General features: G+C 77.5%; 1 protein-coding gene. It reads left to right on the forward strand.

The genetic code is table 11. The annotated features are described in order from the left end of the window. Nucleotides 1-8: 8 nt before the first annotated feature. Nucleotides 9-15,467 carry a type I polyketide synthase gene (locus tag IE271_RS05300; RefSeq protein WP_190189005.1) on the forward strand — a complete coding sequence of 5,153 codons (15,459 nt, stop codon included), beginning with the start codon at nt 9-11 and terminating at the stop codon, nt 15,465-15,467. Nucleotides 15,468-15,473: the final 6 nt, after the last annotated feature.

Below are 15,473 nucleotides of genomic sequence, written 5' to 3' on the forward strand. Positions count from 1 at the left end.
GACACCCGATGACCAACGACGAAAAGCTGCTCTCCTACCTCAAGCGGGTCTCCGCCGATCTGCACCAGACCCGTCAGCGGCTGCGCGAGGTGGAGACCCAGGACCGGGAACCCATCGCCATCGTCGGGATGAGCTGCCGCTTCCCCGGCGGTGTGAGCACGCCGGAGGAGCTGTGGCGGCTCGTCCACGACGGCACCGACGCCATCGGGGACTTCCCCGGCGACCGAGGCTGGGACGTCGAGGGGCTGTACGACCCCGACCCGGACGCCACGGGCAAGAGCTACGTCACACGCGGCGGGTTCCTGGACGACGCGGCGGGGTTCGAGCCGGACTTCTTCGGCATCAGCCCGCGCGAGGCGGTCGCGATGGACCCCCAGCAGCGGCTGCTGCTCGAGGTGTCGTGGGAGGCGCTGGAGCGGGCGCGGATCGCCCCCGACTCGGTGCACGGCGGCCGGGTCGGGGTGTTCGCCGGCACCAACGGGCAGGACTACAAGGACCTGCTGGCGAAGATGGAGCAGGACACCGAGGCGGCCCTGGGCACCGGCGCCCTGGCCGCCGTGATCTCCGGCCGGATCTCCTACACCCTGGGCCTGGAGGGCCCGGCCGTCACCATCGACACCGCGTGCTCCTCGGCGCTCGTCGCCGTGCACCTGGCCGTGCAGGCCCTGCGCAACAAGGAGTGCACCCTCGCCCTGGCGGGCGGTGCGACCGTGATGTCCACGCCGAACAACTTCATCGCCTTCAGCCGCCAGCGGGGGCTCGCCCCCGACGGCCGCTGCAAGTCCTTCGCGGACTCCGCCGACGGCACCGGCTGGAGCGAGGGCGCCGGCATGCTGCTCCTGGAGCGGCTGAGCGACGCCCGGCGCAACGGGCACGAGGTGCTGGCCGTGGTCCGCGGCTCCGCCGTCAACCAGGACGGCGCCTCCAACGGCCTGACCGCGCCCAACGGCCCCTCCCAGCAGCGCGTCATCCGCGCCGCGCTCGCCGGGGCGCAGCTGACCCCCGCGGACGTGGACCTGCTGGAGGCGCACGGCACGGGGACGACCCTGGGCGACCCGATCGAGGCGCAGGCGCTGCTGGCGACGTACGGGCAGGACCGCGAGGAGGACCGGCCGCTGTGGCTGGGCTCGGTGAAGTCCAACATCGGGCACACCCAGGCCGCCGCCGGCGTCGCCGGCATCATCAAGGCCGTCATGGCGATCCGGCACGCCGTCCTGCCGAAGTCGCTGCACGCCGACGAGCCGTCCACGAAGGTCGACTGGGACCAGGGCCGGGTCCGGCTGCTGACGGAGAACCGGCCCTGGACCGACCCCGGGCGCCCGCGCCGCGCCGCCGTCTCCTCCTTCGGCGCCAGCGGCACCAACGCGCACACCATCCTGGAGGAGGCGCCCGCCGAGGAGCCCGCCGAGGACGGGCCCGCGGAGCGCACGGCGCCGCCGCTCGTGCCCTGGGTGGTCTCGGGGCGCACCGAGGAGGCCCTGCGCGAGCAGGCCGCCCGCCTGGTGGCCGCCGCCGGCGGGCAGGACCCGGTGGACGTGGCGCACTCCCTGGCCGCCACCCGCACCGCCCACCGGTACCGCGCGGTGGTGCTCGGCGCCGGCCACGACGCGCTCGTGGAGGGCATGACCCGGGTCGCCGAGGGCGGCGGGGGCGCCGCGCTGGGCCGGGTCCGCAAGGGACAGACGGCCTTCCTGTTCACCGGCCAGGGCGCGCAGCGCGCCGGCATGGGCCGGGAGCTGTACGCGCACTTCCCGGTCTTCGCCCGCGCCTTCGACGAGATCTGCGCGCTGTTCGGCGACGACCTGCGCGCGACGGTGTTCGGCGACGACCCGGAGCCGCTGAACCGCACCGCGCGCACCCAGAGCGCGCTGTTCGCCTTCGAGGTCGCCCTGTACCGGCTGGTGGAGTCCTGGGGCCTCGCGCCCGACTACCTCGCCGGGCACTCCATCGGCGAGATCGCCGCCGCGCACGTGGCGGGCGTCCTGGACCTGAAGGACGCGACCGCGCTGGTGGCCGCCCGCGGCCGGCTCATGCAGGCCCTGCCCGAGGGCGGCGCGATGATCGCCGTACGCGCCACCGAGGACGAGGTCCGCCCGCTGCTCACCGGGCGGGTCGGCATCGCCGCGGTCAACGGGCCCGCCTCCGTGGTGGTCTCCGGCGACGCCGCCGAGGCCGAGGCGGTGGCCGCCCGCTTCGCCAAGAGCCGGCGGCTGAAGGTCAGCCACGCCTTCCACTCGCCGCTCATGGAGCCGATGCTGGCGGAGTTCGAGGCCGTCGCCTCGTCCCTGACCTGGCACCGGCCCACCGTTCCGGTGGTCTCCAACGTCACCGGCGCCCTCGCCGGGCAGGAGATCGCCACGCCCGGGTACTGGGTGCGGCACGTGCGCGAGGCGGTCCGCTTCCACGACGGGATACGCACCCTCGCCGCCGAGGGCGTCACCCGCTTCCTCGAACTCGGCCCGGACGCGGTGCTGACCGCCATGGCCCGCGAGTGCCTGGCCGACGGCGACGCGGACGTCCAGGACGCCGTGCTGGCGGCCGCCACCCGCCGCGAGCGCGACGAGGCCGAGACCCTGCTCACCGCCCTGGCCCGGTTGCACGTGGGCGGGGCGGAGGTCGACTGGACCGCGCTGTTCACCGGCGCCCGCACCGTCGACCTGCCCACCACCGCCTTCCGCCGCGAGCGGTTCTGGCCCGAGACGGCCGACCCGGTCGGCGACGTCGGCTCCGCCGGCCTGGACCCCGCCGACCACCCGCTGCTCGGCGCCGCCACCGTGCTCGCCGGCTCCGACGGCGCCGTGCTCACCGGCCGCCTGTCCGTGCGCACCCACCCCTGGCTCGCCGACCACGTCGTCGGCGGGTCGGTGGTGGTGCCCGGCACCGCCGTGGTCGAGCTCGCGGTCCGCGCCGGCGACCAGGTCGGCTGCGGCCGCCTGGAGGAACTCGCCCTGGAAGTGCCGCTGGTGCTGCCCCCGGACGGCGGCGTCCGCGTCCAGGTCGCCGTCGGCGCCCCCGACCCGGCGGGCGCCCGCACGGTCCACGTCTACGCCCGCGCCGAGGGCCTGCCCGCCGACGAGCCGTGGACCCTGCACGCCTCCGGCCTGCTCGGCACCGGCACGGACGGACCCGGAGCCCGCCTGGACGTCTGGCCGCCCGAGGACGCCGAGGAGGTGGACATCACCGGCCTGTACGAGCGGCACGCCGCCTCCGGCCTGGAGTACGGGCCCTCCTTCCGGGCGCTGACCGCCGTCTGGCGGCGCGACGGGGAGCTGTTCGCCGAGGTCCGGCTGCCGGAGCGGCCCGCCGCCGACGCGCCGCGCTTCGGCCTGCACCCGGCCGCGTTCGACGCCGCCCTGCACTCCCTGGCCCTGCTCGGCGACGGCTCCGACGACGAGACCGCCCGCCTGCCGTTCATGTTCGCGGGCGTCACCCTGCACGCCGTCGGCGCCTCCGTGCTGCGGGCGCGGCTCGTGCCCGCCGGCGCCCACGCCTTCGCCATCGACCTGGCCGACGCCGGCGGCGCCCCCGTCGCCACGGTCGCCTCGCTCGCCGCCCGCCCGCTCGGCAACCTGCGGGCCGAGCGCGACCCGGCCGCCGACGCCCTGTTCGCGCTCGACTGGCACCCGCTGCCGCTGGAGACCGACGCGCCCGACCCCGGCCACCGGGTGCTGGAGACCGAGCCCGGGACGGACGCCGACGCCGTACGGCGGGCGCTGCACGCCGTGCTCGCCGCCCTGCAGGACGACGACCCCCGCCCGCTGGCCGTCGTCACCCGGGGCGCGGTGAGCGTCGCGGGCGAGGACGTGACCGACCTGGCCGGCGCGGCCGTATGGGGTCTGGTGCGGTCCGCGCAGTCGGAGAACCCGGACCGCTTCGCGCTGGCCGACCTCGGCCCCGGCACGGACGCCGGCACGACGCTGCCCGCCGTCCTCGCCTCGGGCGAACCGCAGGTGGCGGTGCGCTCCGGGGCCGCCCACGCGGCCCGCCTGGTGCGCGCCGAGGTGCCCGCCGACGCCCCCGGCCTCGTCCTGGACCCCGAGGGCACCGTGCTGCTGACGGGTGCCACCGGAGGTCTCGGCCCGGTGCTCGCCCGCCACCTGGTCACGGCGTACGGGGCGCGGCGCCTGCTGCTGCTCAGCCGGAGCGGCGCCGCCGAGGACCTGGTCGCCGAACTGACCGCGCTGGGCGCGCAGGTCACCTCCGCCGCCTGCGACGTGGCCGACCGCGACGCCCTCGCCGCGGTCCTGGCCGCCGTCCCCGACGCCCACCCGCTCACCGCGGTCGTGCACGCCGCCGGCGTCCTGGATGACGGCGTGGTCCCCTCGCTCACGCCCGAGCGGCTCGACACCGTGCTCGCGCCGAAGGCGCTCGGCGCCCTCCACCTGCACGAACTGGCCGGGGACCGCCCGGCGTTCGTGCTGTTCTCCTCCGTCGCCGGCACCGTCGGCGCGCCCGGCCAGGGCAACTACGCCGCCGCCAACGCCTTCCTCGACGCCCTCGCCGCGCACCGGCACGCCCGGGGCCTGCCCGCCCTGTCCCTGGCCTGGGGCCCGTGGGCGCCCACGGGCGGGATGACCGGCTCGCTGACCGAGGCCGACCACGCCCGCATGGCGCGCGGCGGCATGACGGCGCTGTCGGCCGAGGAGGGCACCGCCCTGTTCGACCGGGCGGTGCGGGCCGGCCGGGCCGCGCTGGCACCGGTGCGCCTGGACCTGCCGGCGCTGCGGGCGCAGGGCGCCGCCCTCGCCCCCGTCCTGCGCGCGCTCGCGGGCCGCCCCGTGCGCCGCGAGGCCGCCGCCGAGGACGCCGACGTCACCTTCGCCGACCGCATGGCCGCGCTCGGCGAGGAGGAGCGCGCCGAGGCGCTGCTGCGCACCGTGCGCACCCACGTCGCCGCCGTGCTCGGGCACGCGGGACCGGAGACGGTCGAGACCGACCGGGCCTTCAAGGACCTCGGCTTCGACTCGCTCGCCGCGATCGAACTGCGCAACTCCCTGTCCGCGGAGACGGGGCGGCGGCTGCCCGCCACCCTCGTCTTCGACCACCCCTCGCCCGAGGCGCTCGCCGCGTACCTCGGTACGCTCGTCACCGGCGCCAGGACGGGGGCGCGCCGCGGCCGGCGCGCCGGGAGGGCCCGCGCGGACGAGCCGCTGGCGATCGTCGGCATGGCCTGCCGCTACCCCGGGGGCGTCCGCTCCCCGCAGGACCTGTGGCGGCTGGTCGCCGACGGCACCGACGCCATCACACCGTTCCCCGCCGACCGCGGCTGGGACGCCGACCGCCTCGTCGACCCCACGCGGCAGCGCCCCGACACCAGCTACGTCGGCGAGGGCGGGTTCCTGCACGACGCGGGCGACTTCGACGCCGCCTTCTTCGGCATCAGCCCCAAGGAAGCCCTCGTCATGGACCCGCAGCAGCGGCTGCTGCTCGAGGCGTCCTGGGAGGCGCTGGAGGACGCGGGCATCGACCCGCACACCCTCAAGGGCAGCCGGACCGGGGTGTTCGCGGGCGTGCAGTACCACGACTACTTCGGCAGCTTCGGCTCCGGCAGCATCATCTCCGGCCGCGTCGCCTACACCCTGGGCCTGGAGGGCCCGTCGCTGTCCGTCGACACCGCCTGCTCCTCCTCGCTGGTGGCGCTGCACCTGGCCGGCCAGTCGCTGCGCCAGGGCGAGTCCACCCTCGCGCTGGTCGGCGGCGTCGCCGTCATGGCCACCCCGGAGACCTTCGTCGAGTTCAGTCGGCAGGGCGCGCTCGCCCCCGACGCCCGCACCCGCGCCTTCGCCGACGCTGCGGGCGGCACCGTGTGGGGCGAGGGCGTCGGCGTCCTCGTCGTGGAGCGCCTGTCCGACGCCCGGCGCAACGGGCACGAGGTGCTGGCCGTGGTCCGCGGCTCCGCCGTCAACCAGGACGGCGCCTCCAACGGCCTGACCGCGCCCAACGGCCCCTCCCAGGAACGCGTCATCGCCGAGGCGCTGGAGAACGCCCGCCTCACCGCCGCCGACGTCGACGTGGTGGAGGCGCACGGCACCGGCACCACGCTGGGCGATCCGATCGAGGCGCAGGCGCTGCTGGCGACGTACGGGCAGGACCGGCCCGAGGACACCCCGCTGTGGCTGGGGTCGGTGAAGTCCAACATCGGCCACACCCAGGCCGCCGCGGGCGTCGCCGGTGTGATCAAGATGGTGATGGCGATGCGGCACGGGGTCCTGCCGCGGACGCTGCACGTGGACGAGCCGTCGACCAAGGTGGACTGGGAGGCGGGACAGGTACGGCTGCTGACGCAGGAGCAGGAGTGGCCGCGGGCCGGGCGCCCGCGCCGGGCCGGCGTGTCCTCCTTCGGCATCAGCGGCACCAACGCCCACGTCATCGTCGAGCAGGCCCCGCCCGCGCCGGCCCCGGCACCCGCCGAGCCCGGCCCGGCCGGAGGTCTCGCCGTGCCGTGGCTGCTCACCGCGAAGACGCCGGCCGCGCTCGCCGGCCAGGCCGCCGCCCTCCTCGGCCACCTCGACACGCACCCCGACGCCGACGCCTCCGACGTCGGCTGGTCGCTGGCCACCACCCGCGCCCACTTCGCGCACCGCGCCGCGATCACCGGCGCGGACCCGGCCGAACTGCGCGGCGCGCTGGCCGCGCTGGCCGACGGCGGCACCGCGCGCAACCTCGCCGTCGGCACGGCCGCGGGACGCGCCAGGCCCGTGTTCGTCTTCCCCGGCCAGGGCTCCCAGTGGTCCGGCATGGCCACCGAGCTCCTGGACGGCTCCCCGGTCTTCGCCGCCCGCATGGCCGAGTGCGCCGCCGCCCTGGAGCCGTACACCGACTGGGACTTCCACGCCGAGCTGCGCGGCTCCCTCGACCGCGTCGACGTCGTCCAGCCGCTGCTGTGGGCGGTCATGGTGTCCCTGGCGCACACCTGGAGCGCGTACGGCGTCGCCCCGGCCGCCGTCATCGGCCACTCCCAGGGCGAGATCGCCGCCGCGTGCGCCGTGGGCGCGCTCTCCCTGGAGGACGGCGCCCGCGTCGTCGCGCTGCGCTCCCGGGCCATCGCCGAGGTGCTGTCCGGCTCCGGCGGCATGATGTCCGTCGGCGAGGGCGCCGACGCGGTCCGCGCCCGGCTCGCCGCCTGGGAGGGCCGGCTGTCGGTCGCCGCGGTCAACGGCACCGCCTCGACCGTCGTGTCCGGCGACGCCGACGCCCTGGACGAGCTCCTGGCGCGGCTGCGCGCCGAGAAGGTCCGCGCCAAGAGGCTGCCCGTGGACTACGCCTCCCACAGCGCCCACGTGGAGTCCCTGCGCGAGCGCCTGGCGGAGGTCCTCGACGGCATCCGGCCGCGCAGCACGGACGTGCCCTTCTACTCCACGGTCACCGGCGGTCCCGTCGACACCGCCACGCTCGACTCCGGGTACTGGTACACCAACCTGCGCGGCACCGTGCTGTTCGAGGAGGCCGTGCGCGCCGCCGTCGCCGACGGGCACGCCCTGTTCGTCGAGTCCAGCCCCCACCCGGTGCTGACCGTCGGCATCCAGGAGACCGACGCCGCCGTGGCCGCCGTCGGCTCGCTGCGCCGCGACGAGGGCGGCCGGGACCGACTGCTCGTCGCCCTGGGCGAGGCGTTCACGCACGGCGCCGCCGTCGACTGGGCCGCCGTCGCCGAGGGCCGCGCCCCGCGCCGCGTCCCGCTGCCCCGTTACGCCTTCCAGCACGAGCGGTACTGGCTCGACAGCACCGCGGGCGCCGCCGACGTCACCTCCGCCGGCCTCGCCCCCACCGAGCACGCCCTGCTCGGCGCCGCGGTGGTGCGGGCCGACAGCGAGGGCGCCGTCCTCACCGGCCGCCTCTCCGCCTCCGCCCAGCCCTGGCTGGAGGACCACCGCGTCGGCGGCCGGCTGCTCTTCCCCGGCACCGGCCACCTGGAGCTCGCGCTGCGCGCCGGCGACCAGGTCGGCTGCGGCGACGTCGTCGAACTCACCCTCCAGGCACCGCTGGTCCTGCCCGACCGCGGCGCCGTCCAGCTCCAGGTCGTCGTCGGCCCGCCCGAGGGCGACACCCGCCCGGTCACCGTCTGGTCCCGCCCGGAGCACCCCGACGAGGAGCTGCCCTGGACCCGGCACGCCGACGGCCTGCTCGCGCCCACCGGCACCCTCCCCGGCACCGCCGACCCCCTCACCGCCTGGCCGCCGCCGGGTGCCGAACCCGTACCGCTCGACGGCCTGTACGACGAGCTGGCCGCCCTCGGCCTCGGCTACGGACCGCTCTTCCAGGGGCTGCGCACCGCCTGGCGCACGGAGGACGGCCTGTACGCCGAGGTCGCCACCGACGCCGCGCCCGACGGCTTCGGCCTGCACCCGGCCCTGTCGGACGCCGCCCTGCACACCGTCGGCCTCACCGACGCCGCGGGCGACGAGGCCCTGCTGCCCTTCGCCTGGTCCGGGGTGCGCCTGCACGCCACCGGCGCGACCGCGCTGCGCGTACGGGTCCGGCCCACCGGCGAGGGCACGGTCTCCCTGGCGCTCGCCGATCCCGCCGGCGCGCCCGTCGCCACGGTCGGCTCGCTCACCCTGCGGCCGCTGCGGACCGAGGCGCTCGACGCGGCGGCCCGCCCGGTCCACGGGGGCGCGCTGCACCGGGTCGACTGGGTCCCCGCCCCGGCACCGGCGGACACCGTCCCCGCCCTGGAGGTCCTGCGCGCACCGGCCGGCGTCTCCGCCGCCGACATGCGGGCCGCCGTGGACGCGGTCCTCGACGGGCTGCGCACCCGGCTCGCCGACGAACGGCTCGCCGACACCACCCTGGTCGTCGTCACCGGCCCCGACCCGGCGGGCGCCGCGGCCGGCGGCCTGGTCCGCTCGGCCCAGTCGGAGAACCCCGGCCGCATCGTCCTGGTCGAGGCCGACGCGCCGGACGAGGCCGGCGCCGACCGCCTCGCCGAGGCGGTGGCCACCGGTGAGCCGCACCTGGCGCTCCGGGACGGGGCCTGGCGCGTGCCGCGGCTGACCCGCGTCGCGCCCGCCGACGCCGACGCCGACACCGGCACCGGAACCGGCACCGGACAGGACTCCGGAGCGGGGTCCGCCCTGGGCTCCGGCACCGTCCTGCTCACCGGCGCCACCGGCGCCCTCGGCCGCGTCGTCGCCCGCCACCTGGTCACCGGGCACGGCGTCCGGCACCTGCTCCTGCTCAGCCGGAGCGGCGTCCCCGACGACCTGACCGCCGAACTGACCGCCCTGGGCGCCGAGGTGGCCTCCGCCGCCTGCGACGTCGCCGACCGAGAGGCGCTCGCCGCCGTCCTGGCCGCCGTACCGGCCGACCGGCCGCTGACCGCGGTGATCCACGCGGCCGGCGTCCTCGCCGACGGCGTGCTCGCCTCCCTCACCCCCGAGCGGCTCGACACGGTGTTCCGGCCCAAGGCCGACGCCGCCTGGAACCTGCACGAACTCACCGCGGACCTGGACCTGTCGGCGTTCGTGCTGTTCTCCTCGGCCGCCGCCACCCTCGGCTCACCGGGTCAGGGCAACTACGCGGCGGCCAACGCCTACCTCGACGCGCTGGCCGGGCACCGGCGCTCGCTCGGCCTGCCCGCGCACTCCCTGGCCTGGGGCCTGTGGGCGCAGGCGAGCGGCATGACCGGCACGCTCGACGACACCGACCGCACCCGCATCGCCCGCGGCGGCGTCGCCCCGCTGGAGAACGAGGAGGGCCTGGCCCTGTTCGACGCCGCCCTGCGCGGCGACGACCCCGCGGTCCTGCCCGTGAAGCTGGAGACGGCCGCCCTGCGTGCCCAGGGCGCGGGCCTCGCCCCGCTGTTCCGCTCCCTGGTGCCCGTCCGGCGCGCCGGCGCCGCGGCCGGGCGGGCCGCGGCCGGCGGCGCCGACGCGCTGCGCGAGCGGCTCACCGGACTGCTGGAGCCCGAGCGCGAGCCCTTCCTCACCGAACTGGTCCAGGGCCACGTGGCGACCATCCTCGGCTACCGCTCCGCCCAGGACGTCGGCCGCACCCTGCCCTTCAGGGAACTCGGCTTCGACTCGCTCGCCGCCGTGGAACTGCGCAACGTGCTCTCCGCGGCCACCGGACTGCGGCTGCCCGCCACACTCGTCTTCGACCACCCCACCCCGGCGGAGCTCGCCCGCCACCTGCTCGGCGAGCTCACCGGCGCCCTCTCGGGGACGCCCGTCGCCCGCACCGCCGTCCGGAGCGCCGGCGCCGACGAGCCCATCGCCATCATCGGCATGGCCTGCCGCTTCCCCGGCGACGTGGCCTCCCCGGAGGACCTGTGGCGGCTCGTCGCCGAGGGCCGGGACGCGATCGGGGAGTTCCCCGCCGACCGCGGCTGGGACGTCGAGAACCTCTACGACCCCACGCTGGACCGGCCCGGCACCAGCTACACCCGGCACGGCGCCTTCCTGTACGACGCGCCCGACTTCGATCCGGCCTTCTTCGCGATGGACGACGAGGAGGCCCTGGTCACCGACCCGCAGCAGCGGCTGCTGCTGGAGACCTCCTGGGAGGCGCTGGAACGGGCCTCCATCGACCCCGCCACCCTGCGCGGCTCCGACACCGGCGTCTTCGCGGGCGTCATGTACCACGACTACTTCGGCAGCTTCGGCTCCGGCAGCGTGGTCTCCGGCCGGGTCGCGTACACCCTCGGCCTGGAGGGGCCGACGCTGTCGGTCGACACCGCCTGCTCCTCGTCGCTGGTGGCGCTGCACCTGGCCGCCCAGGCGCTGCGGCAGGGCGACTGCTCCCTCGCGCTGGCCGGAGGCGTGACCGTCATGGCCACCCCGGGCACCTTCGTGGAGTTCAGCCGGCACCGCGGCCTGTCCCGCGACGGCCGCTGCCGGCCCTTCGCGGACGCCGCCGACGGCACCGGCTTCGGCGAGGGCGCCGGCGTCCTGATGCTGGAGCGGCTGTCCGACGCCCGCCGCAACGGCCGGAACATCCTCGCCGTGCTGCGCGGCACCGCCGTCAACCAGGACGGCGCCTCCAACGGCATCACCGCCCCCAACGGCCCCGCCCAGCAGCGCGTCATCCGCCGCGCCCTGGAGGCGGCCGGCGTCCCGGCGGGCGAGGTCGACGTCGTCGAGGCGCACGGCACCGGCACCACCCTCGGCGACCCCATCGAGGCCCAGGCGCTGATCGCCACCTACGGCGCGGAGCACAGCGAGGAGAACCCGCTGTGGCTCGGCTCGGTCAAGTCCAACCTGGGCCACACCCAGGCCGCCGCCGGCGTCGCCGGCGTCATCAAGATGGTGGAGGCGCTGCGCAACGAGACCCTGCCGGCCAGCCTCGGCGTCGACCGGCCCTCCCGGCACGTGGAGTGGGAGGGCGCGGGCGTGCGCCTGCTCACCGAGAACCGGCCGTGGCCCGACCCCGGGCGCCCGCGCCGCGCGGGCGTCTCCTCCTTCGGGATCTCCGGCACCAACGCCCACGTGATCGTCGAGGCCGCGCCCGCCGAGCGGCCCGCCGAGCCGCCCGCCGCCCCGGCGGCCGGCACCGTGCCGTGGCTGCTGTCCGGCCACACCCCGGACGCCCTGCGCGCCCAGGCCGGCCGCCTGCTGGACCACCTGTCCCGGAACCCGCAGGCCGACCCGCACCGGATGGCCGGCGCCCTCGCCAACGCCCGGACCGCGCTCGCCCACCGCGCCGCCGTCCTCGGCGCCACGGCGGACGACCTGGCCGAGGGCCTGCGGGCCGTCGCGGAGGGCCGCACGCCCCCGGCCGGCGCCCTCGGCACCGCCGCCGACGGCAGGCTCGCCCTGCTCTTCTCCGGCCAGGGCTCCCAGCTGCCCGGCATGGGCACCCGCCTGGCCGAGGAGTTCCCCGTCTTCGCCGCCGCCTTCGAGGAGGTCCGCGCCCACCTGGACCCGCTCCTGGACCGGCCGCTCGCCGAGGTCCTCGGCTCCGCCGAGCTGCTGGAGCGCACCGAGTACACCCAGCCCGCGCTGTTCGCCGTGGAAGTGGCCCTGTACCGGCTCCTGGAGTCCCTCGGGGTCCGGCCCGACCTGCTCGCGGGGCACTCCGTCGGCGAGTACGCCGCCGCCCACGTCGCGGGCGTCCTGGACCTGAAGGACGCCTGCACGCTGATCGCCGCGCGGGGCCGGCTCATGCAGGCCCTGCCCGGAGGCGGCGTGATGATCGCCGTACGGGCCGCCGAGGACGAGGTCGCGCCGCTGCTCGCGGACGGCGTGGGCATCGCCGCCGTCAACGGGCCCGCGTCCGTGGTCGTCTCCGGCCCGGCGGAGCCGGCCCGCGCCCTGGCCGCCCGCTTCGAGCGCACCAGGGAGCTGGCCGTCAGCCACGCCTTCCACTCGGCGCTCATGGAGCCGATGCTCCAGGAGTTCCGCGAGGTCGCCGCGTCGCTGTCGTACGGCACCCTGCGCATCCCGCTGGTGTCCACCCTCACCGGCGCCCCGGCCGCGCCCGACGAGCTGTCCGACCCCGAGTACTGGGTGCGCCACGCCCGCGAGGCGGTCCGCTTCGCCGACGCCGTGACCGCCCTGCACGACGCGGGCGTACGGCACTTCGCCGAAGTGGGCCCCGGGGCCGCGCTCACCTCGGCGGCCGGCGAGTGCCTGCCCGAGGGGAGCGCCGTCGTGCCGCTGCTGCGCAAGGACCGCGAGGAGACCGAGGCCCTGCTCGCCGGGCTAGCCTCCCTGCACGTGCACGGCGCGGCCGTCGACTGGGCGGCCCTGCTGCCCCACCGCGACGGCTCGGACCTGCCCACGTACGCCTTCCGGCGCGGCCGCTACTGGATGACCGGCGACAGCGGCCTGCCGCGCCCGGCGGACCACCCGCTGCTCGGCACCGCCGTCGAGCTCGCCGGCGCCGACGGCACCCTGCACACCGGCCACCTCTCGCTCGCCGAACACCCGTGGCTGGGGGACCACCGCGTCGGCGGCGTGGCGCTGCTTCCGGGCACCGCCTTCGCCGAGATGGCCCTCGCCGCCGGCGCCCGGCTGGGCTGCGGCACGGTGGAGGACCTGACCGTGGCCGAACCGCTGGTGCTGCCCGAGGACGGCGCCGTCCGCCTCCAGTGCACCGTCGGCGAGCCCGACGCCGCCGGCGCCCGCGCCTTCCACGTGTACGCCGCGGCGGGCGACGGCGAGCCGTGGACCACCCACGCCACCGGCGTGCTGCGGCCCGCCGGGCACACGCCGGGCCACGACCTCACCGCCTGGCCGCCGCCGGGCGCCGAACCGGTCGACGTGGACGGCGTCTACGACCGCCTCGCGGAGCTGGGCGCCGAGTACGGGCCCCGCTTCCAGGGCCTGCGCGCCGCCTGGCGGCTCGGCGACGAGGTGTACGCCGAGGTGGCCGTGGACGACGCCGCCGGCGGCTTCGGCCTGCACCCCGCGCTGTTCGACGCCGCCCTGCACGCCGTCGGGCTGCGCGCGGGAGCCGAGGAGCGCATGTCCCTGCCCTTCGCCTGGAACGGCGTGGAGCTGTACGCGCGGGGGGCGACGGCCCTGCGGGTGCGGATCGCCCCGCTCGGCTCCGGCGCGGTGCGCGTCGAGGCCGCCGACGGGAGCGGCCGGCCGGTGGCGCGCGTGGCGTCGCTGTCCCTGCGGGAGGTGAACCCCGAGCGGCTCGCCGCGGCCGCCTCCGGCGGGCACGACGACCTGTTCGCGCTCGACTGGGTGCCCGTCCCGGTGCCCGCGGCCCCGCAGGCCGGACGGTGGACCGTGCTCGGCCCGGACCGCGGGGAACTGACCGGGGCACTGGCCGGCGAGGTCGCCGAGGTGACGGTCGCCGCCGGTCTGGCGGAGGCCGCCGCGCAAACCCCCGACGCCGTGGTCGTCGCCCACACCGGCGGCGACGGACCGGACGGTGTCCGGGCCGGTCTGCAAGAGCTGCTCACCCGGGTGCAGGACTGGCTGGCCGACGAGCGGTTCGCCGGCACCACCCTGGTGGTGGTCACCCGCGGTGCGGCCGGGCCCGGCGCCGCGGACGTCACCGACCCCGGCGCGGCCGCCGCGTGGGGCCTGCTCCGCTCGGCCCAGTCCGAGCACCCCGACCGCCTCGTCCTCGCCGACGTCGACGGCTCCGCCGCCGCCCACCGGCTGCTGCCCGCCGCCGTGGCCTCCGGCGAGCCCCAGCTGGCGCTGCGCGAGGACGGCGTGAGCGCGCCGCGGCTCGTACGCGCGCCGCGCACGGACGGCCCCTCCGGCGTCGACTGGTCCGGCGGCGTCCTCGTCACCGGCGGCACCGGCGCCCTGGGCCGGCTGGTCGCCCGGCACCTGGTCACCGCGCACGGCGCCGACCGGCTCGTGCTGCTCAGCCGCGGCGGTCCCGACGCGCCCGGTGCGGCCGGACTGTGCGAGGAACTGACCGCGCTGGGCGCCGAGACGACCGTCGTCGCCTGCGACGCGGCCGACCGCGCCGCCCTCGCCCGGGTCCTGGACGAGCACCCCGTCTCCGCGGTGGTGCACACCGCGGGCGTCCTCGCCGACGCCGTCCTCACCTCGCTCACGCCCGAGCGCCTCGACGAGGTGCTGCGGCCCAAGCTGGACGCCGCCTGGCACCTGCACGAGCTGACCCGGGAGCGGCCGCTGACGGCGTTCGTGCTGTTCTCCTCCGCGGCCGGCCTGCTCGGCAGCCCCGGCCAGGCCGGTTACGCCGCCGGCAACGCCTTCCTCGACGCCCTCGCCGCGCACCGCAGGTCCCAGGGCCTGCCGGCCGTCTCGCTGGCCTGGGGCGCCTGGGCGGGCAGCGGCGGCATGGCCGACCGGCTCGACGGCACCGACGCCCGCCGCATGGCCTCCGGCGGCGTGCTCGCCCTGGACGCCGACGCGGGACTGGCCCTGTTCGACACGGCCGTGGGCCGCGACGAGGCGGTCCTGCTGCCCGCCCGGCTCGACCTCGCCGCCCCGCGCGAGGCCGGCCGCGTCGCGCCCCTGCTGCGCGGTCTGGTACGGGCCCCGCGCAGGACCGCCCGCACGGCGCCGGCCGCGTCCGCCGAGCTGCGCCGCGAACTCGCCGGTCTCACCCCCGAGGAGCGGGCCGAGCGGCTGCTGCGGCTGGTGCGGGACGAGGTCCGGCAGGTGCTCGGCACCGAGGAGTTCGAGGCCGGGCTGCCGTTCAAGGACCTCGGCTTCGACTCGCTGAGCGCCGTGGAGTTCCGCAACCGGCTCAACGAGACCACCGGGCTGCGGCTGTCCGCCACGCTCGTCTTCGACCACCCCAGCCCGGCCGCGCTCACCGACCACCTCGCCGCCGAGCTGGCCCCGCGCACCGGCGACGGCCCGCGCGGCGAGGAGGACGCCGTGCGCGCCGCGCTCGCCGCCGTCCCGGTGGCCAGGCTCCGCGAGGCCGGCCTCCTGGACAGCCTGCTCGAACTCGCCGGAGTGCGGCCCGCCCCCGGGCCGGCCGCGGACGGCGGGACCAACGGCGCGCAGATCGACGCGATGGACGCCGAGAGCCTGATCAGCATGGCGCTCGACGACCTCGTCGGGGACGACGACGCCCTGTGACAAGGG

It is taken from the genome of Streptomyces minutiscleroticus (genome assembly GCF_014650875.1).
Lineage (GTDB): Bacteria > Actinomycetota > Actinomycetes > Streptomycetales > Streptomycetaceae > Streptomyces > Streptomyces minutiscleroticus.

What these genes read in the sequence shown, in the direction of transcription:
- IE271_RS05300 (WP_190189005.1), top strand. Translation starts at nt 9, where the DNA reads ATGACCAACGACGAAAAGCTGCTCTCCTACCTCAAGCGGGTCTCCGCC.